This is a genomic window from Paenibacillus suaedae (genome assembly GCF_032337355.1).
Lineage (GTDB): Bacteria > Bacillota > Bacilli > Paenibacillales > Paenibacillaceae > Paenibacillus_B > Paenibacillus_B suaedae.
On record NZ_JAVYAA010000003.1, the window covers coordinates 389820 to 411884 of the forward strand.

A 22065-nucleotide genomic window follows, 5' to 3' on the forward strand; every position below is an offset into this window, starting at 1 on the left:
AGGGGAAATGAGATAAATCGTTTCCCTGTTCCTATTCTAAGAGTGATGAACATTTGAGGGTTCCATTTATGAAAATAGATCGATATTCACTTCGTACAAAACTAGTTATTGCGGCTTTGATGTGTTTTATGATTCCCCTGATTGTGAATTACTTCTTAACTACGTATGTAACCAAAGATATTGTGCTGCATAAAGCGGTATCTAGCACGCAGGATACGTTAATATTAGTTGATTCCAATGTATCCGGTATTGTTGAACAGATGCTATCTTTGTCGAATATAATTTTGATGAATAATGAAATCAATAAACATGTCACAATTAGCAAAGAGCAGTTTGCAAGAGGTAGTAACTCAGGTCAACAGTTAGAATACATGCGTTTAATTTCTAATCTGGATGACCTGTTTGCCCAGAATTCAGATATGTATATCACTGTGTTGGGTGTAAATGGGTTTACATATACGAATTATTCTTTTAGTGATTTTAACCCGAATTTCTTTCATGGAAAAATTGTATTCAAGGAACTGGATAAGCTTGCTGCGTTTTCAACGGCATGGATTGGTTTACAAGATAATTACTACGGCAATTTCGAAGCGAGGCAGAAGTCACCGAAGGTGCTTACCATCGCTCGCACCATGAAGAACTCAAGTGGTCATTCGCTGGGCTATGTGATTGTCAGCGTGAACGAAAGTAAGATTCAACGTCAGCTAAACAGCTATTCGGAACAGAAAATTATGCTGATGGATGATCAAGGAACGATCTTATCTCAGTCTCAGTCGGATTCCATAAACATCGGACAACAATTTCGATACACTGATTATGCGATTAACGAGAATACGCTCGTCTACAACAATGAAAAGTATATCTATGTGTCAGAGCCTGTAGCTGGAACCAAATGGTCCTTGCTCAGTCTAGTTCCCTATTCTTCGGCAGTGGGTCCTAACAACCAGATATTAGTCACCAGCTTCATTATGCAGTTTCTATTCTTTACAGGGTTCTGCATTCTACTGATGATTCTGATCTCGGCGATCACTAAGCCGATCACGAAGTTAAGTAAATTTGTTGCCAAGGTCAATACGGGGCAGCTAAATATACGTTCGGGGATTAGAGGACAGCATGAGGTAGGCCAACTTGGCAAATCGATTGACCAAATGCTGGATCGAATCGAGATGATGATCGAACAGATTACGCTTGAGCAGACGCAGAAGCGCAAAGCAGAGCTGGAGATGCTTCAAGCACAAATTAATCCGCATTTCATGTTCAATCTGTTGAATTCGATTCGCTTAAACATTCTGATTCGCGGCGATGAAGAGAATGCGAAGTTAATCGGTTCGTTATCCTCATTGCTTCGGATGACCATTAATCGGGATAATGAATGGATATCGCTTCACGACGAGGTCGAGACCATTCAGCATTATATACGTCTGATGAATTTCAGGCATGCAAATCAGGTTCAATTGATCGAGAAAATTGCCGTGGGCAGTGACCACGTCTTAGTTCCTCGTTTTATGATCCAACCGATAATCGAAAACGCTATCATTCATGGGTTTCATCAGTATGGCGGCCAAATTGAAATCGAATCGTATACGGTAAAGCTGGAAGAAGAAAGCAGCCTCCTGATTAAGATTCATGATAATGGCGTCGGAATGACGCCAGAACGATTGCAAGAATTGATAACCAAACTTGAGAATGGGCAGGGAGGTACTGGGCCTAACAAATCAGGCTTCTCTGGCATTGGCGTGACGAATGTTTACCAGCGATTGAAATTAATATATGGAGAAAAGTTTCTGATGAGGATTAACAGTGAAGTTGATGTAGGAACTACAATTACGCTTCAATTACCCCAAGTAAACCGTGAAGTGGAGTGAAGCTACATGTTTACAGCAATTGTAGTAGATGATGATTACCCCGTTCTTCAATATTTGTCTCAAGCCGTCAAATGGAACCAGCTTCACATCGAATTGCTCGGTACGTATTCCAATGGATTAGAAGCGTTGGAAGCGATTCGGATGTGCGAGCGATTGCCAGATATCGTGATTACGGATATCGGCATGCCGAAAATGAATGGACTTGAACTGATTGCGGAGTATAGCTCAATTAACCCTGACTTTGCGGCGATTATTATCTCCTGCCATGATGAATTTCATTACGCTCAACAAGCGCTTAAGCTGAATGTTCAGGACTATATTTTGAAGGAAAGCTTGGAAGTGGAGCAAATAGAGCAGATTTTAAAGAAGATAACCCATCGATTATGCTCCCAACAGGATCAATTGGCCGAATTTCAACATTACAAGCAATTAGGCAAATTGAATCAGACTGCTGTCAGAAGCAAGTTTTTGAAGGATACCCTATATCAAAATTCCTGGTCGAAGCATGCTTGGATTGAGAAGGCAGGATTAAATGGCATTAATCTCCAATCAAAACAGTACGTCACAATGATCCTCTCTGTAGATCGGTTGAGTGAGATGACTCGTGTGCACAGATTGAATGATCATACGATTATTTTCGCGGTGGAGAATGTGCTTCAGGAGATTCTGAGCGATAAAGGGAATTTCGTTATTTTTAACTACAATAGTCGCGACTTGGTTGTTCTCTATTTAACGGATGATCCGAGTGTTGAACAGTCATATGTGTATCACATGATGCAGACCTGCATTACAAACATCAAACAGTACTTAAAAATCTATGTATCCGGTTTCATTGGTCGAACGGTAAGCAAACCTAAAGAAATCCAAGATGCTCTGCTTCCTATGCTGCAGGAGCTGGAGCATCGATTTTATAGTGCAGAATCCAGCGTGAGTACATGGTCGAATCGAGAATTCAGCAAAATTGATATGTATCAAGAGTATGCAAAGTATTATTCCATGATTAGCGAGCATATAGCAGCTAAGAATCAGTCTGGACTCGTGGTGACGATACAAGATTGGTCGAATTGGGTGAAAGCCTCTCATTTCCATCCTGATTATGTAAAAGAATGGGTACTGCAATTACTTTTGGATTTACATATGAAAATAAAAGTTACACTTCATTTTCAAAGCGAGTTTTCCGATGAGAAGCTCTATTTAACGATAAGCCAAATCGTAACCTTGTCGCATTTATCGGAGTGGTTCCTAGACTACTTATCACGTATGGCTGCTAAGTTAAGCGAGATTACGATATCTTCGCGTCCGGAAGTGATTAAGGCGCAGCAATATGTCATTCAGCATGTGTCGGAGCGGATAACGCTGGAGGAAATGGCCAGCTATTTGAATCTCAATTCGAGTTATTTCAGTCGGCTGTTTAAGCGAGAGCTGAATATCAATTTTATTGAGTATGTGAATCGAGTTAAACTTCAGAAGGCCAAGGAGCTTTTGCTGCAATCGAACAAAACAGTAGAGGAAATCTCAGATTTGCTCGGTTATTCGAACAAAAGTTATTTTATTAAACTATTTAAGCGTGATGTAGGAACAACACCAAGAGAGTTTGTCTCTTGGGACAGATCACAAAGGATGATGGAGAACAGTTCCAAAGATGCAATTATCAGCATACCTACAAACTTTTAACTGGCAGGAGAGTAGAGTTCATGTGGCGTAAAGCAATTGAAGATGCACAGGCTAAAATAGCAAATAATCTACGGAATCATCCAGGTTTGCTTCCTCATATTACAGGAGACAAGTGCTATGAATGGGGAGAGAACAACGATTGGATCGAGGGCTTCTATGTCGGAATGATATGGCTGGCGTATGAATATAGTCAAGATTCCTATTATAAAGAAGCAGCAGAAGCCTTCTTGGAGAACTTTAAGCATCGTTTGGATCATCATGTGGATTTGGATCATCATGACATCGGCTTTCTCTATTCTCTGTCCGCCGTTGCCCAATATCGCATAACAAGGAGTGAAGAAGCAAGGCAGGTAGCCTTGCAGGCAGCACGAGTGCTTGCTAATCGCTGGCGTCCGAAGATGGGTATTATTCAAGCATGGGGCACAGAAGGTGATCCTGAGAACGGCGGCAGAATCATCATCGATTGCATGCTGAATCTTCCGTTATTGTTCTTTGCCTATGAGCAGACAGGTGAACAGGAATACTATGATATTGCGTATAAGCATGCACGAAAGAGCTTGCGCTTCCTAGTTAGAGGTGATTCCTCTTCCTACCATACCTTCTATTTCGATCAGGAGAATGGCAATGCTCTGCGTGGAGGCACGCATCAGGGCTATCAGGATGGCTCAACCTGGACACGAGGCCAAGCTTGGGGTGTCTATGGCTTTGCGCTTGCTTATCGATATACGCAAGATCCTGAATTCCTTGCTGCTTCTAAGCGTATGGCGAAATATTTTATCGATCATCTGCCAGAGGATCATGTTGCGTATTGGGATTTTGACGTTCCAGTTGAAGCGTCAACCCCTCGTGACAGCTCAGCTTCTGCAATCGTTGCCTGCGGCTTGATTGAGCTGAACAGCCTACTTGATGTGGAGGATCCAGATCGTGCGTATTTCACCAATTCGCTGCATGAACAGATGGAGTCCCTTGTTGCGAACTATTCAACAATGAATATGCCAGATGCAGAAGGTTTACTGCAGCATGGCTCTTATCACGTAAGAGGAAATCGTGGGCCGGATGATTACATGATCTGGGGAGATTATTATTATTTTGAGGCTTTGGTTCGTCTGCAATGCGGAATTAGAAGCTACTGGTAATGTAATGAATTGTTCATCACAATTACTGAGCTGTAACCATATTGACAAAGCACTTTCAATAAACCAGTGGCAGTCTAAGACTTGATCATCCAGTCAAAGACTACCGCTGGTTTTTTTATTGGACTAGGAGAGTCTTAACTAAATGAATATCTCTGTTTTTCAGGCGAGAATTAAAGATAACAGAAAAAATATGCCGCCCGTTGTTTGAGCTATTGATGATGATCATCAATTTGCATATTTCTTTTCTCGCAGCTGTCCATAGATCGTATATACTAAGAGTAATCACATTACTAAAACCTAGTAAATATTTTTTCCACCTCATATAACCTACACGATCTACTCCTGATGAATATATATTATCTTTCTTTCCTATTTCTTATCGATTCGCCCGATTCAACAAACGGAAGTTTTGAAGGAGCGAAGAGCGTGCGAACAATGTTTTCAAAACCTAGATCAAAAATGAGTGTTACCTACAAACTTCTGCTCCTGTTTATATTTATGGTAAGTCCTATTTTTATTCTTACCTATTATGGAAACTTGACAGCAGAGCACATATTGAAGCAAACCGTCACGAACGCCTATCTTGAATTAAATAAACAGAACTTAAACCTTGTAAATCGAGATATAGACTCCATTGATCTTATGACCAAAACCATTATTCAAAATCCGCTTACACAGCATATGATTCCGAGCGGTACCGACTCCATTCTTGAACGGGTTAGCAAATACGAAGCGTTGGACAAACTGCTCAAAAGCTACTCGATTGGCGTAAATGGGGGGGAGGCGGTTTATTTTTCCCTGTATGTTTATGATCCTGCTGACTACTATTCGTTCGCACCAAAAGATCGATCCGCTCCTCAAGCCGGTGTCTATTTTTTAACGGAGCAAGACAAGCCCGATTGGTTTCTGGAAGCGCTTCGGATGCAGGGGAAGGGGAGTCTAAAAGTCATTGATAGTATGAGTTCCTCGTCCCAGCCAAAGACGCTAAGCTATGTCCGAGCTGTCAATAATATATCCCAGGCTAGCGGTGTGATTGGCGTACTCGTAGTCACTAAGCTTGAAAAAATAATTCAAAACGATTTCAGCACGGTTTCTTTGCCGCAAGGAGAAATTTTTTTAACAGATTGGTCCAATCAAATTTTTGCCTCAACAGCAGAAGGAGTAGGATCCATATTGGAACTCCCAGACCGTGCAAAAGAAATCGAGCGAAAAGATGGCTATCTAGACATTATCCATTCGGGTCACATCTATGTCATTAACTATAGCTATCATCTGCAGCAAAAGCTCGTCTATCGACTCCCGCTTCATTCCTTGCTCCAGCAGCAAAGCCAACTCAAACAAATTATTCAGTTCATTTCAATTGTTTACGCCTTACTCGTTTTTGCGGCCTTCATCTATTTTTGGAGATCGCTGATGAACCCGATGCAAAAATTGTCGCGTTTCATTCGCAGTTATACACCTGGGAAACATGCGGCCAGACAAGTTGAGGGGAACAGAAATGATGAATTGGGTGCACTGATTACGTCCGTATATGATATGGCTGACCGCCTAAATCATCTTGTGAACGATAAATATCAATACGAAATTAAGCAGAAGGAAGCGCAGCTGCAAATTTTATATCAGCAAATCAATCCGCATTTATTGTACAACACGCTGGAGAGCATCTACTGGAAAAGCATGTTGGAAGGAAGCACGCAATCTGCCGAGATGATTAAAGACTTAGCCAAATTAATGAAAATCGGATTAAGCAGAGGAAGAGAATTAATAACCATTGAAGAGGAGTTGGCGCATGCTTTAGCTTACATTAGTTTGCAGCAGCGTAGATACGAGTTTCGTTTTCGTGTTGTATGGAATATAAGCGATGAGGTGCGCCATTTGCAGATCCCCAAAATTACCCTTCAGCCATTAATTGAAAACGCCATTATTCATGGCGTGAAAAATATGGAGGATGACGGTGAAATTGTTGTTTCTGCCGACATTCAATCCGATATTGTGATTATTCGAGTAGAAGACAATGGATATAAAGAGGTCGATTATGAAGAAATCCATCGATTGTTGAATGAAGAGATGGAGGAGCTTTCCGTCGGGTATGGAATCCGCAACATTCAGCAGAGGATTAAGCTGCACTTTGGCTGCTCCTATGGGATTAGCTATAGCAAAAGAGAGCATCAGGGGACGATTGTTACCATTACTCTACCTAAAAGCGAAGTTACTCACGGCAAACAAATACTTATGGGGTGAATTTTTATATGTATAACATTTTGATCGTAGATGACGAGCCATGGATTTGCAAAGGATTAAGCAATCTGCTTGCTTCTTCAGGATTACATATCCATAATGTTTTCATCGCTCACAGTGGATATGAGGCGATGGATTTTATCCGAATGGAAGACATTGACTTATTAATTACAGATATTCAGATGGGTGAAATGAGCGGTATCGAATTAATGCATCAAGCTAAAATGGCAAAGCCGTCCGTTCAATCCATTGTTGTCTCCGCGCATGAGACTTTTCAATATGCACAATTGGCTATGCGGCTGGGAGCAAAAGATTATTTGATCAAGCCCATTAACAGCAGCCAGTTCCTAGATTCCGTGCGCAGCGTGCTGCTGAGGCTGACAAAAACGACCGCACACGATGGAGTTGCCACTCCATTAAATGAACACTTTCGTATGAACGAACCAGATCCGGCGACAACAGCGTTATTAAACAGACTGCTTGTTCATCCTGATATAGTATGTAAGGACGCTTTTGCTGTTCAGCAGTTGAGTGATCTCTCATTAGTGGGGCCCTATTTTTCGGTGCTCAAAATCGATCTTCAACTGCAATCCCCAGTAAACAGACAGCGATCGTTGGGAGAAGATGTTCAGTTGCTGCAGTATGCCGTTTTAAACATGACAAATGAACTGCTTGAAGGGCAGTGTAATTATATTTCTTTTTGTTCGTCGGAGCATGAGATTACGGTCATTCTCCAGTGGGATAGTGAAACATATGGCGATCCAGGTGAAGACAAAATCAGTCAATTAGATGTGATTGGTAGATTACTCTGCTTGAATATTCAAGGTTACTTATCACTGCAATCTGTGATCGGCATGAGCCATATTTTACAGGGGTTTGAGTATATCAGCGTATTGGATCAACAGGCGCGACGAGCAGTCCGCTTTAACCGCGTATTCCCAGATCATTATGTGTTTTATTATGGAGATTTTTGCTGGAATCATGATGGGGAAGAGCCTATGAAGGACGAACTGCACATGCAGTCTAATCAAATTGTAGATAAGGCTAAGAAATATATCCATGAGCATTTTGCCCAAAAGGGATTAACACTCTTGGAAATTGCTCAAAAAAGTCATGTGAGTCCAAATTATTTAAGTTATTTATTCAAAAAAATAACGGGTTACAACCTATGGGACTATGTCGTGAAACTGAGAATGGAAGAAAGCAGGCTGCTGCTACTAACTACTGATCTGCGACGCTATGAAATCGCTGAAAAGGTCGGCTACGAATCACCGGAGCATTTCAGTAAAATATTCAAAAAATATTATGGAGTAAGTCTGAGCGAATTCAAAAAGTAGAATCGCCTATGATCTTCAGAGAATCACACATGTTCATCGTTAATCTACCAAATTACAATAATAATTGTAAATAGATTCGCTCAAAGGAGCCGCTATCCTTATGGATAAACGTAGAGTTATTCTCGTAACCTCGATAATCATATGTATCTCTGCATTGATGCTAACCGCATGTAGTCGTTCATCAAGTATCACCACTGACGATGCATCAAAATATTCAGCGGAATCTGCTAAGGTAACGATCAGCATCTACTACCCTCCACCTGATCAAATCGAGAAGAGGGCGCTTGAAGATGACAAGATCAAACGTTTTGTAGCACAGTACCCGAATGTGGAAGTTGTAAAAAGCGATTGGCAGTATGATCCGAATCAAATCGGAATTAAGATGGGAGCCAATGAGGCGCCAACTTTATTCAATACATATGCAACAGAAGGAAGATTTTTGGCAGATAAGGGATGGGCAGCCGACATCACGAGCTTGTTTCATGATTATGCGTTTAAAGATCAAATGAATCCGATACTTCAGGAGCAGTTCATTATTGGAGGCAAGGTATATGGAACTGCCCAGCAAGGATATGTTACCGGCACAATTATAAACAAAAGTCTCTTAGTTCATAAAAAAATTGCGATGCCCCGTTTTGATTGGACTTGGGATGACATGCTTGCTACAGCACAGGCGGCGGCTGAGCCTGCGAAGGGCATCTCGGGCATCGCACTGATGGGCAAGGGGAATGAAGCCGGCTGGAACTGGACGAACTTTCTATTTGGAGCAGGAGGCGATATTCAGAAAGCAGATGACGGTAAAATTACGGCCGTATTTCATTCGGAAGCTGGCATTAAAGCCCTCACATTTTATCAACATCTAGCTTGGGAAGCGAAGGTAATCCCGAAAGACTGGGCACTTGGTTGGGGAGATGCTATAGGCGCCTTGATTCAAGGAAGAACGGCGATGATCATATCGGGCCCTGACGGCCCAATTGATCAGGCACTCAACCAAGGGAAGATGAAGCCTGAGGATATTGTCGTATATCCGATGCCAGCGGTCGAACAAGGAGGCAAACACATAGGTGTACTTGGAGGGGATTTCCTAGTTATCAATCCGAAAGCGACGAGTGAAGAACAAAAGATGGCCTTTCGTTATGCTACGTTTGATTATTTCACCGATAAAGGACTGTTGTCGATAGAAGCGAGTATCCAGCAGCGACAGAAAGATCAAAAATATTTTGTTCCGCCTGTTATTGAGTATTTCACACCTGATTCTGCCTATGCGGAAAAAGTTAAGGCAATCTATGAAAAATACGACAATGTGTATCAATACCCCCCTGAGACACTGGAGCTAATGGATGGAAAGTTGGAGGCGCAGTTCAATACGCAAGAGTACTACGCGACGATGGCCGGTGTCGTTCAGGATATTTTCTCACGCGAGGATGCGGATCCAAAGACGGTGTTGGTGGCGGCTGCACAGCTTGTACAGGTGAGGTTTTACAATCAGATGACAGTCAAATAAGAGAGCATCATGTGTGAAAATAGCGTTACAAGTATGTCTAACATATTCGATTCAACCAAAAAGGAAAGGAAGGTTATGAAGATGCGAGTACGACTCCCGAGAAAGTCCACGATTCTCTTGTTATTCCTCATTGTAAGCTTAATACTTACACAGTTGTCACTAGGTGCAACCCCCGTGCAAGCCTCCTCCAATTTGGCAGCAGGCAAGCCCGTCTGGGCAAGCAGTTACAACGATATTTACACGCCTGAGAAAGCGGTAGACAGCGATCCGTCGACGTATTGGGAAAGTGCGAACAATGCATTCCCGCAATGGCTTCGTGTCGATCTTGGCCATGTGAGCACGATCGGTCAAGTCGTTCTGCAGCTCCCGGAAACATGGGGGCAAAGAGAGCAAACCTTATCCGTGTCGGGCAGTATCGATGATGCTAATTATACGACATTAGCTGCCTCGGCCAGCTATTCGTTTGATCCAATCAGTGGGAATACGGTAACCATCCATTTCCCAGCTACGGCAGCAAGATACGTAAAACTGAATTTCACTGCCAATAATGGTTGGGTAGCCGCCCAGTTATCTGAGTTTGGAGTGTTCGCGTCGTCGAGATCTGCATTGTCCACCATCGAAGCAGAAAGCTACGACGATCGAATGGGCATTCAAACGGAAGTATCCAGTGAAGGCGGATTTAATATCGGCTTTATCGAAAATGATGACTATACAGCTTATCACAATATCGATTTTGGCTCCGGTGTATCGCAGTTTGAGGTGCGGGTGGCAAGTAATGGCGGCGGAGGACTTATTGAAATCCGATTGGACAGCTTGGCAGGCACACTTGCAGGTACTTGTGCAGTTGAGCCGACAGGCGGATGGCAGACATGGACGACAAAATTTTGCAGTATAAATCCAATCAGCGGTTTACACCATGTCTTTCTGAAGTTTAAGGGCAGCGGGGATGGACTATTCAATATCAACTGGTTCAAATTCTCCAACAGTTCTTTGGTGCCACAAAAAGGCGCGACAATGCCTTATGATATGTATGAAGCGGAGGATGGCGTTATCGGAGGCGGGGCAGTTATCGTCGGTCCGAACCGAAACATTGGTGATTTAGCTGGAGAAGCTTCCGGCAGAAAAGCAGTCACGTTAAACTCAACAGGCAGTTTCGTTGAATTTAAGACGAAAGCAAGTACGAACACGCTTGTTGCGCGTTTCTCCATACCTGATGCTCCTAGCGGGAATGGATTGAGTAATACACTGAATGTTTATGTCAACAACGTGTTTGCAAAGTCGCTCAATCTGACATCAAGGTATTCGTGGCTCTACGGCAATGAGGCATCGCCAAGCAATTCCCCTTCTGCTGGCGCTGCTCGGTTTATCTACGATGAAGCGAACATTATGTTTGATAACACGATTCCTGCGGGAAGTACGATCAAGCTGCAAAAGGATCCGGCAAACACAACGACCTATGCGATCGATTTCATCAGCCTGGAGCAAGTATCGCCACTGCCTAATCCCGATCCTTCCCAATACGTAACACCTACAAACACTACACACCAGGCTGTTCAACAAGCATTGGATCAAGTTCGTATGGATCCGACTGGAAAACTTATTGGGGTATATTTGCCTGCCGGAACCTATGAAACAGGGGCCAAGTTTCAAGTATACGGCAAGCCTGTGAAAGTGGTCGGCGCTGGTCCATGGTATACCCGGTTTGTAGCTCCTTCCAATCAGACAAATACAGATATCGGTTTTTCAGCAAGTGCAGGCGCTGACGGCTCCACTTTTGCCAACTTTGCTTATTTTGGCAACTATAACATCCGTGATGATAGGGCAGGCAAAGTATTCGCATTTACGAACGTAGCCAACATGACTTTCGACAACATCTGGGTCGAGCATCAGATGTGTATGTTCTGGGGACAGAACGTCGATAACACTATCATTAAAAATTCCCGGATTCGAAACGTATTTGCAGATGCTATCAATTTTACAAACGGAAGCACGAACAACTTGGTGACAAACAACGAAGCTCGCAGCACCGGTGATGATAGCTTTGCCTTGTTTAATGCTGTAGACAGCGGCACTTCCGAAGACAATCAAGGCAACGTCTTTGAAAATTTAACATCGCTACTCACATGGCGGGCTGCAGGACTTGCCGTATACGGCGGCTTCAACAATACGTTTCGCAATATTTACATTGCGGACACACTCGCTTATTCGGGTCTAACCGTCAGTTCGCTGGACTTTGGCATTGCGTTCCGCGGTTTTGGTTCGGCTCCTCCAACAAAGATCGAGAATGTCTCGCTTCTTCGTACAGGCGGTCATTTCTGGGGAAATCAGACGTTCCCGGCTCTCTGGCTATTTTCGGCCTCGAAAGAGTACCGAGGTATTCGCATAAGTGATGTGGAAATTATTGACCCAACCTACCATGGGATTATGTTTCAGACGAACTATAAAGGTTCTACGCCGGAATTCCCGATCACGGATACGATTTTATCAAACATTAAAATATCGGGCGTTCGCAAGAGCGAAGATGCATTTGAAGTCAATTCGGGCTTTGGAATCTGGGCGAATCAGCCAGTGGGATCCGTTACGTTCAATAACTTGCAATTTCTGAATATGGGGCCCGGGACAACACAAATAAACAATCCAACCTCTACGTTTTCGATTCAAGTCAACCCGTAACACCGTAATTATCATATGAAGCATGAATTGGTCAGCTACATGACAGATTCATGCTTTTTTTAATGAAGTAATATCGCTACTGATACGCATAGGATTGCACCTGTTCATTTTATGCAGCGATTTTTACAATAAAAGTAAGTCGCTTGATATACAGGTAGAGAGGAGTGCCGCTAATGGAACTGCGCCAGCTTCAATATTTTATCCAAATATGCAAATCGGGAAGTCTCACCAAAGCCAAAGCGGAATTGGGGGTAACGCAGCCTACATTAAGTCAGCAGCTTCGTGTATTAGAGAATGAATTTAATACGCCATTGTTTAATCGAGGCGCAAAGGGGGTGGAGATGACGGAAGCAGGCAAAATTCTTTTACATAAGGGCAACACCATAATGAATTTGCTTGAAGAAGCTCGATATCAAATGAAAAACGAAGCGATAGCAGTGAGAGAAACGCTTGCAATTGGTTGTTGTCCTGCTGAGCTTGAATATCTTGCACCTTGCTTTATAAAATTTCATGAAAAGCATCCCCATGTACAACTAAAGGTTATTGAGACTGCGAATGTGCAGCATAGTGTGCTAGAACGAGTAGTTGATATTGGGATTACTTCCGATTCAAAGACTAGGGATTCCATCGTATCGACTTACTTGTATCGGCAAGAAATGGCGCTCTTCGTTCATTCGAAGCACTCTATGGCTGCTCATTCCTTCCTTCCTATTCGATCATTGAAGCAAATGAATACCATTTTGTTTCTGCAGCAATACAAATCAGTAATCGAAATGTATGGATTAGCCTGTGGTCTTACTGTGAGTTCCATGATCGAAACTACTTCCATTTCTTTATTAATTCAGTGGGTTCGTCACGGGCTTGGAGCAGCGCTTCTTCCGGTATGTTTGGTTGAAAGTTTCAAGGAGTATGCTTTTCGGATGGTGAGATTTGAAGACTTCGTACCTTGTTGGGACGTATCGCTTATCCATCTGAATTCCTTTGCATGGAACATGACGGCACGTGCATTCATGGAAGAGATGAATCATTTTATTCGAGGCCAAATGGCTGGATAACAAAGAGAGGTTGAGGTGTGAATCCGTGTTCAGACAATTAGAGTGCTTTATTCAAATTTGCGAAGAAGGCAGCTTTGCTAGAGCCGCAGAATCGCTCCTGATTTCTCAACCTGCATTAAGCCAGCAGATTCGATATATCGAGGAAGAATTCGGAACTCCTGTATTTAAAAGGGCAGGTAGAGGGGTGAAGCTTACAGCTGCAGGGCAAATTCTTTATGAGAAAGCTCGTTCCGTAATGGAGCTGATCGATGAGTCGAAAACAGAAACATATGAACTAAACTATCCCCGAGCCAATCAACTCTCGCTCTCGATCTCGATCGGCATCTCGCCATTCGATTGTCCGTATTTGATGCCCCTTTTTTTAAAATTTCATAAACAGAACCCGGCTATTGCGCTTCATTTTGTAAATATCGAAAATGGTTATGGGGACTTACGGAATAGGCATATTGACATTGCTTTCAGTGATTGTTCGGAACTTAACAAGGAACTATATGCTGTACATGTATATAAAGAAGAACAGGCGCTCATCGTTTACGCAGATCATCCATGGGCGGATCGAACGGCCATTTCTCTTCACGAATTGGAACAAATAGATTCAGATGTGTTTGTTAGCGATACAAATACAGAAGAGCTAATGCAAACTTCCGGGTTCGAAACTGCCAAGCCTCCTCAAACGAAATTTCAGTCTACCTCATCTACCATTGTTCTCTATATGGTCATTCAAAAAATGGGGGTGGCTATTTTGCCAATTTCATTCTTAGAAAGCTCTGCTTGTTCGAAAGTAAAAGTAATACGTTTCTTAGACCCGATTCCTGCACGTGAAGTCAAGCTTATTGTTCAAAAGGATCGGTTTATTGAGCCCGCGATTCAAAATTTTATAAGTTATTTTTTAGAACCAGCGAAATCACTTTCCATGTAACAGATCGTGTTCTAAAAAAAGGTACAGTCCGGTTTTATTGGAACTGTACCTATACCTATACGTTGATAGCTATTGTATAGGATGTGAATTTAACCTCCGTGACCGCCAAACATCGTTTTGGCATATACAACGCCCGTACCATAAGCCCCAGCATGCTGGATTGCAACATTCACAACGGCATCGTATGTTTCTTCACGTGCCCAATCGCGTTGATATTCAAGAAGGACAGAAAGCCATGTGACAGGGATCGCCCCCGCTTGAATCATACGTTGAATGGATGTGTTATGGGCTTCTGTCGTCGTACCACCTGAAGCATCTGTAACAATATACACTTCATATCCATCTTTGATGGCCGAAATCGTTGGAAATGCAAGACAAACTTCCGTCCAGAGAGCTGCGATAATCAGCTTCTTGCGCCCCGTTTGCTTTACGGCCTCAACGAAGTTTTTGTCCTCCCAGGAGTTCATCGATGTTCGATCAATTGGCTTTTGATCGGGAAATACTTCTTGAATATGCGGATGAAGGGGGCCTGAGAATGATTCCGAAGCAACCGTTGTTAAAATGATGGGGGCATTAAATACTTTAGCCGTTTTGGCTAATCCAACGGTATTGTTAATAATTGTTTGACGGTCAGCACTTTGTGTTCCAAACAACATTTGGGGCTGATGGTCTATAAGAATGATGGCAGAGTTCTCGGGTGTCAGTAAATCTGTTTTGTCATTAAACATATGTTGATCCCTTCCTTCTTTAAGTATGGTGGCAACGGAAAAGAGCTGATTTCGAACTTCTGTTGCATGTCTTAAGTTTATGGGGTCATGAACGGGCAAACCATCTTCAATTTTCTATAGGATCCATCGTAAAAAACTATATGATATCGAAATCGATAGCTGGCTTATCAGGCATAAGAAACGCTTATGCTTGCCATAGAAATCCCCTTATTGATCAAGCCAATTAAAATTTATAGACTTACTGTTGAATCGAATAACGCTTACGAATCGGATTAATGTAGGGGAGGTAAGAGCGAACATGTGGGGCCCTATTTTTCTTGCCTTAGCAACAGGCATTACTATAGGAGTCGTTTTTCAATTGCTTCGTATTCCGTCTCCCGCGCCGCCTTTTTTTGGGACTGGTTGGTCTTCTGGGCATGTTTATTGGGCAAAGGCTGGTACCTTGGATCAAACTATGGTTTAACCAACAATAAACGAAGGAGGACAAAAGATGATTGAGCAACCGAATCGAATGGAAGCTGAACTGATTATTATGAATGCCAGTATCGTAACGATGAACGATGACAACCCCACAGCGACTGCACTAGCAGTAAAGGACGGGCAATTTTGTGCTATAGGGGACGATGCTGAGATAATGAAGCTTGTCGGCCCAAATACAAAAGTGATTAACGCTAACCAACGCATGTTAATTCCGGGATTAAACGATTCGCATTTGCATCTTATTCGAGGTGGACTTAACTTTAATCTCGAATTGCGCTGGGATGGCGTACCTTCTGTGGCTGATGCTTTAAGGATGTTGAAAAAACAAGTTGATCGAACACCGCCGCCTCATTGGGTTCGCGTTGTTGGCGGATGGACCGAGTTTCAATTTAAAGAACGCCGGATGCCTACATTAGATGAAATTAACCGAATTGCCCCTGATACTCCCGTATTCATCCTTAATCTCTATCGTCAAGCCTTTTTGAATAAAGCGGCTTTGCGTGTGATTGGTTACACGAAAAACACACCGAACCCGCCAGGTGGGGAAATCCAACGGGATGGCCAGGGCAATCCAACGGGATTGTTAATCGCTCGCCCGAATGCGACTATTTTGTATGCCACATTAGCTAAAGGCCCGAAGCTCTCCTATGATGATCAAATGAATTCTACCCGACTGTTTATGAGGGAATTGAACCGTTTTGGAGTAACAAGTGTAATTGATGCTGGAGGCGGCTTTCAGAACTATCCTGATGATTATAAAGTGTTTGAAGAGCTGGATAAGCGTGGTGAGATTACAGTTCGTACAGCGTATCATTTATTTACGCAGCATCCTAATAATGAACTGAACGATTTCAAAGCTTGGACGGAAACAACGCAGCCGTACACGGGCAGCTCTTACTACCGTCATAACGGTGCCGGAGAAATGCTTGTATATAGCGCGGCAGACTTTGAAGATTTTGTTGAACCTCGTCCAGAACTGCCCGCTGTACTGGAAGATGAACTATTCGAAGTAACAGAGCATCTGGCCAAGCATCGATGGCCGTTTCGTCTTCATGCAACCTATGGAGAATCCATTACGCGCTTTCTTGATGTATTTGAACGGGTGAATAAAGAAGCTCCTTTCCAAGACATACGTTGGATTCTCGATCATGCGGAGACAATTCAGGAAAAAGATTTGGAACGCGTCATCACGCTTGGCGGTTCGATTGCCGTTCAGAATCGCATGGCCTTTCAAGGAGAATATTTTGTTGATCAATATGGGGCAGCGGCAGCAGAACATGCACCACCGATAACGAAGATGCTGACTGCTGGTTTGCGTGTCGGAGTAGGGACAGATGCAACAAGAGTAGCAAGTTATAACCCGTGGCTAGCCTTATACTGGTTAGTAACGGGAAAAACACTTGGTGGGCTTAGTTTGTACCCTGCTTCCAATCGTGTAGACAGACATCAGGCGCTTCGTATGTATACAACCGGGAATGCATGGTTCTCTAAAGAGGAGGATGTTAAAGGACAAATTAAAGCCCAGCATTACGCTGATTTTACGATTCTCTCGGACAATTTCTTTCAAGTCGCCGAAGAAGATATTAAAAAAATCGAGTCAGTCTTCACAGTTGTAGGAGGCAAGATCGTGTACGGCACACAAGAGTTTCAGTCCTTGGCACCACCTGCTCCAAAAGCGAGCCCTGACTGGTCACCGCATAATTTCTTCGGAGGCTACTATAACGGATTGAACGACGGAGGCGATGGATCCGGAGGGCTACCTTATAGGCAACAGCGCTTGCATCACAGTTGCAATCATCATCATGGCAGCGGATTCTGTGACTTGGATTGCTTCGTCTTCTAATCTCAAATATGCGGCTTGGAAAGATAGCGAATTGGAGTCGGCCCATTACCTTTTCTTGAAAAAATAGTAAAGCGCAAAAAAGAGAACTGAATTTAGTTCTCTTTTTTACAGATATACAAAATAAGCAATAATCCTTTCACGATTAACCATATAGCAATAACCAATTGTTGAATGGCAATTGGAAAGTTCACGGGCCGCAGCCGGACTTTTCTTCTGTTGGCGCATACAGCGCCGATTCATTAAAACATAGACTGTGTTAATCTTCCATCAAATTACCATAATATTTCCGTAATAAAGGTTCAACATCCGAAAATCGGATATATTCTCCATCAGGTAAATCTGATTTGTCGGTATCCTGCGACCAAAGTGCAGAGCAGGATTCAACCAGCTCGATCGTGTCTCTACACCAGCGGATATATTGAATTTCTTGCTCCAATCCTCTTCTTACAACCGCCGAGCTCATTACAATCCGTGATTTCATGACATTGCGCTCCCGAATGCTTTCCCATCGCTCTTGAAAAATGTGTTTCATCTTGGCTAACCGCTGTTCCCGTTCCTTTTGATAGGCCTTTAACTGGAAAATGACCTCTGAGGCGGGAACATTGTCCATAAAGGAGACTTGCATCAGAAACGAGTCCTTTAGCTTCGGGGTTTCTGAAGGCGAGAGCAGCCAGCTGATCAGCTCCTGCTTGCCTTTGTCTGTGATGGCATAGATCTTTTTGTCGGGTTTGCCCGTTTGCGGTAGTAAGCGGCTTGTAATGTATTCCTCTTGCTCCAAACGCCCAAGTTCCGGATAGATTTGCGATAAATGAGAATGCCAGAAGATGCTCATAAAATCATCAAATTCCTTTTTCAGATCATAACCAGTCGCTTCCCATTTACTAAGGAAACCCAAAATACCATATTTTAACGACATCTCTTATACTTCCTTTCTGATATTTCCATAATTAAACCGCCACTGTTTCAATGTTCGTTTGCTCTGCGGAGTTTCCTTTACCAAGGGATGGAACAGCCAAAATTCCGGCAATCCCGAGTACAAGCAAAAGACCGCTAATCACGAGAATCGTGGTTGGAACTCCACATATCGAGAGCAACACTCCGGTCATCGAAATTCCCGGCAGAGCCGCACTGCTTGAAATCATATGATACATACTGAATACGCGGGTGTAGTTTTCCTTCTCCACAATATCCTGCACGTAGGTCACAAATGTAATATTAAAGCACCCCAGAGCAATTCCCTGCACGAAAAAGAGAGGCAAAATTACCAGCCAACTTTGTATCACATATAGGCAGCCGATGCTGATGCAGAAGGTGAAAAGTGGAGGGACGATCAGCCATTTTCTCTCTATCTTTTTATACCATTTTGGAACGAGAGCCGCACCCACAATCATACCGGAAAGGGAAGCTGTCCCGATAAAACTCAGATTTTCAACGCCTGAACCAAGCACATCTCTTAAAAAGGAGAGCAAAATCAAATCTACTGAGGAAGCAATGAACATGGCAAGCGTCAAAAAAACAAACAACGTTCCAAGCTGGCGGTGGCGAGCAATATAAAGGACACCTTCTTTCATCAAAGTCCAATGTCCTTGCCCTTCAGGCATTTCTTGTTTCACCTTGGGCTTCATAAGCATAATGCACATCAGCGAGCAGAGAAGAAGAAAGGCTGAGAACAGCAGCAGTGAAGCAGGCGGGAACCCATTTTTGAGCATAAAGGCCGTAAAAGTTTGACCTGATATTTTGACGACTGTATAGCCCATTTGCAGCCAACTGTTCGCCGATGGACGTTCTCTTTCGCTTACGATTTGCGGGAGAAGAGACTGATTGGCAGGCATGAAAAATAAACCGACAATGCTTTCGGTGATCAGGAGTACATATACCCACGGCATTGGGATCAAGTCTGAGAAGAAAAAGAACAGGATCATACCTATCATGCGAACGACATTTGACCATGCCATCACATGCTGCAGCGTTTTTCCGGATATCCAGGCTCCGGCAGGCAGGGCTAGCAGAACGATAGGGAGATAGTATGCGACATAGAAAAACGTAAAGGATTCTGTTCCGCCCGATTTGATTTCAATCCATTTGAGCAACGAAAAAAAGAGTATGGAATCCGCAAACACGCTCAGGATTCTTCCGGCGAATAATTGTCTGAAGGCTTTGTGACGCAGCAGCATGGAAAGACCACCTTTTTGGTTTATGTTGGTATATTTATTGTAAATGGGGATGAATAATAGGTCAAGTATTATATATAATTATTTATCTATAAATTTAAAAAAACACTCTTTGCTTCTGAAAGCGACAGCCATCAGCTCCAAAGGGCGTTTGTTTAAACGAATCTATGAAATAAGATCCACATTCTTGGAATCTTCAACGGACACAGCGAAAGTTTAGAAGTCGTTGATGGAAAATCGTTTCTTGGATTTTTTGCAAAATACGGATATAGAAAATCCCCTAGACTTTGATTGGGATATTTAGGTACAATTTGAAGTAGATAATTCTGGAAGGAGTGAAATGTCAATGCTAAACAAGGTGATTATCAATGGTCCAGTTGTAAATTAATGATTTTTTGAAGGATGGTGTACAGAGAGATTGCAAACTAAAGAAAATATCATGACTCATAACGATATTGTTTCAATCGGCGATACCTATTTACTTCCAGTAGTATCGGAGTTGTTCGGATTGGAAGGCTATGAAATTCAGCTTATTCCGGCACATGACGGAGGGCGGAATGTCGTATATACCTGTGAGAAAGAGGGCACCGATGCAAAGATTCTCCGAATTGCCTTCTTACCTGACAGGAAGCGGGAAGATTTTCTGGCCGAATTGGAGTATATCAGGTATTTATATGAGCATGGCGGTAGTGTCTCGGATGTAGTCAGCTCCCGGAAGGGGAATCTGCTGGAAGAGATCACTTATCAAAATCATACCTTTTATATCTGCTTGTTTAAGAAGGCCAAAGGTAAATTGCTTGTGGAAAACAATTATCGATATCGGGAAGGAGTACCTCTTTCCGAATATTTTTATAACTGCGGTAAAGTCCTGGGGAAACTGCACCACATATCGAAAGGGTATACTCCTGTCCATCGTCGGTATAGCTTTTTTGATAAATACAATGCCGAGTATATCAATCAACTGATACCCGACTCCTTCTCTCTGGTTAAGAAGAAGCTGGTTGAGCTGCTTAATACCTTAGAAGGATTGGATACGAACCGTGAGTCTTTCGGTATGAATCATTTTGATTATAACGATGGGAATTATTCGATAGATTTTGATACCGGGCAAATAACCGTATATGATTTCGATAATTCATGTTTCGCTTGGTATATGTTTGATCTGGCAGGTCTCTGGATAAGCGGAGTGGGCTGGGTACAATTTGAACCAGATGCCGCTAAACGTAAAAAGTTTATGGATGATTATTTTGGAATAGTCCTCGAGGGATACAGATCGGAGACCAAGATCGAAGATTCGATGTTGGAACAGTTACCTTTATTTATTCAGGTGTGTGACATGGAAAATATCGTCGACTACTTCGAGGCGATGCAGAACAGCGGTGAGGAGCCAAGGAGTGACGAGGTAATGTCGTATATCATAAAATGTTTGGAAGACGATATCCCATATAAGGGCTTTTTCCATGACATTTACTCATGTGAAGAACCCTTTGAGTATGAGGAACGGAATATTTAGGCTTTGTGTGTGGATTGCAAATGGAACAGCCGGCTTTTTGGGGCCGGCTGTGTTTTAACTTCATTGGATACAGATGTAAAAAGAAAATAGAGTTCTAGACTGAAAAATTAAGTGTTAGACTAGGCAAATAAAGTTGTAGACTGTGAAAATAAAGTATTAGACTGACGTTGCTTCATTAAGCTATACCAGCAGGATAGTCCAAAGTTTTCGCGAATACCCTACATAAGGAATTATTTACGAAGTTCGTGAATAAGACGGTATACAAAAGTCTGTTAGAGCAAACAAGCCAAAGACCATTAAGAAAGATGTGATTCAAATTCATGTATTAAATCATCAAGTAGAAAAACTAGCTCAAATCGTACGAAAACATAAAGCTATATATGAATTACTTGATAGAGTTCAAGAACTGAAGATAAATAATTACTATGTTGGCGCGGGATGTATTACTCAGACAACATGGAATTATTTAAGTGATTTGCCCCTCGAGCATGGAATTAAGGATGTGGATTTGGTCTATTTTGATGATTGTGATTTATCTGAAGAGAATGAAGATCAAGTAAAATCACAGCTAGAAAGGATGTTTCCTAATTATCCATTTAAGATCGATGTAAAGAATGAAGCTAGAGTTCATTTATGGTACAAGAGTCGGTTTGGATATGAGATTAAGCCCTATCAGTCAGTGGAAGAAGCAATCGATACATGGCCAACCACAGCTACGTCTTTAGGAATAAGAATAACTTCCGATAAATGGGATGTATATGCACCTTACGGATTGGATGATTTGTTTAATAAAGTTGTAAGACCAAATAAGCGGCAAATTACTAAAGAGATTTATGATAAGAAAGTAAGTCGATGGAAGGCGCAATGGAATGATTTAAGAATAGAGCCTTGGTAGTTGATTCAGGAAGAACAGACCATCGCATAACACC

The 22065-nt window shown here is 42.5% G+C and carries 16 protein-coding genes; 13 read left to right on the forward strand and 3 right to left on the reverse strand.

The features are described from left to right. The first annotated feature begins 68 nt into the window (after positions 1-68). From RQP50_RS15075 to RQP50_RS15115, 9 genes are all read left to right on the forward strand, one after another. Positions 69-1865 (forward strand): sensor histidine kinase, encoded by a 1797-nt coding sequence (locus RQP50_RS15075; RefSeq protein ID WP_315745894.1) that lies wholly within the window; start codon positions 69-71, stop codon positions 1863-1865. A 6-nt stretch (positions 1866-1871) separates the two neighbouring features. Next, positions 1872-3539, forward strand: a complete 1668-nt coding sequence (locus RQP50_RS15080; protein WP_315745895.1) for a response regulator transcription factor — start codon at positions 1872-1874, stop codon at positions 3537-3539. 20 nt (positions 3540-3559) lie between these two features. After that, a complete protein-coding gene (locus RQP50_RS15085; protein ID WP_315745896.1) occupies positions 3560-4675 on the forward strand; it encodes a glycoside hydrolase family 88 protein in 1116 nt (371 codons plus the stop codon). 555 nt (positions 4676-5230) lie between these two features. After that, on the forward strand, positions 5231-6916 hold the full coding sequence (locus tag RQP50_RS15090; protein WP_315745897.1) for a sensor histidine kinase: 1686 nt from the start codon (positions 5231-5233) through the stop codon (positions 6914-6916). An 8-nt stretch (positions 6917-6924) separates the two neighbouring features. Beyond that, a complete protein-coding gene (locus RQP50_RS15095) occupies positions 6925-8250 on the forward strand; it encodes a response regulator transcription factor (protein ID WP_315745898.1) in 1326 nt (441 codons plus the stop codon). Positions 8251-8350: 100 nt separating this feature from the next. Beyond that, a complete protein-coding gene (locus tag RQP50_RS15100) occupies positions 8351-9754 on the forward strand; it encodes an ABC transporter substrate-binding protein (protein ID WP_315745899.1) in 1404 nt (467 codons plus the stop codon). A gap of 81 nt (positions 9755-9835) precedes the next feature. Next, a complete protein-coding gene (locus RQP50_RS15105; RefSeq protein ID WP_315745900.1) occupies positions 9836-12427 on the forward strand; it encodes a carbohydrate-binding protein in 2592 nt (863 codons plus the stop codon). A gap of 173 nt (positions 12428-12600) precedes the next feature. Beyond that, positions 12601-13482, forward strand: a complete 882-nt coding sequence (locus RQP50_RS15110) for a LysR family transcriptional regulator (protein WP_315745901.1) — start codon at positions 12601-12603, stop codon at positions 13480-13482. A gap of 25 nt (positions 13483-13507) precedes the next feature. Continuing rightward, positions 13508-14401: a LysR family transcriptional regulator gene (locus tag RQP50_RS15115; protein WP_315745902.1), complete on the forward strand. Its 894-nt coding sequence runs from the start codon at positions 13508-13510 to the stop codon at positions 14399-14401. An 89-nt stretch (positions 14402-14490) separates the two neighbouring features. On the opposite strand, the gene RQP50_RS15120 is transcribed toward RQP50_RS15115, so the two are convergent. Then, positions 14491-15129, reverse strand: a complete 639-nt coding sequence (locus RQP50_RS15120; RefSeq protein ID WP_072729608.1) for a hydrolase — start codon at positions 15127-15129, stop codon at positions 14491-14493. Positions 15130-15427: 298 nt separating this feature from the next. Between RQP50_RS15120 and RQP50_RS15125 the strand changes: the two genes are divergently transcribed. Both RQP50_RS15125 and RQP50_RS15130 read left to right on the forward strand, forming a co-directional pair. After that, positions 15428-15592 (forward strand): XapX domain-containing protein, encoded by a 165-nt coding sequence (locus tag RQP50_RS15125; protein WP_315745903.1) that lies wholly within the window; start codon positions 15428-15430, stop codon positions 15590-15592. 27 nt (positions 15593-15619) lie between these two features. Beyond that, complete coding sequence (locus RQP50_RS15130) at positions 15620-17452, forward strand: amidohydrolase (RefSeq protein WP_315745904.1); 1833 nt, start codon at positions 15620-15622, stop codon at positions 17450-17452. A gap of 256 nt (positions 17453-17708) precedes the next feature. On the opposite strand, the gene RQP50_RS15135 is transcribed toward RQP50_RS15130, so the two are convergent. Then, complete coding sequence (locus RQP50_RS15135) at positions 17709-18368, reverse strand: PadR family transcriptional regulator (RefSeq protein ID WP_315745905.1); 660 nt, start codon at positions 18366-18368, stop codon at positions 17709-17711. 31 nt (positions 18369-18399) lie between these two features. Further along, positions 18400-19626 carry an MFS transporter gene (locus RQP50_RS15140; protein WP_315745906.1) on the reverse strand — a complete coding sequence of 409 codons (1227 nt, stop codon included), beginning with the start codon at positions 19624-19626 and terminating at the stop codon, positions 18400-18402. Positions 19627-20062: 436 nt separating this feature from the next. On the opposite strand from RQP50_RS15140, the gene RQP50_RS15145 reads away from it, so the two are divergent. Beyond that, entirely contained in the window at positions 20063-21136 is a 1074-nt protein-coding gene (locus tag RQP50_RS15145) for a phosphotransferase enzyme family protein (protein WP_175560719.1), read from the forward strand. 307 nt (positions 21137-21443) lie between these two features. Then, the gene (locus RQP50_RS15150) at positions 21444-22031 is read left to right on the forward strand and encodes a nucleotidyltransferase family protein (protein ID WP_072729602.1); all 588 of its coding nucleotides are present in this window, start codon (positions 21444-21446) and stop codon (positions 22029-22031) included. Positions 22032-22065 lie beyond the last annotated feature (34 nt).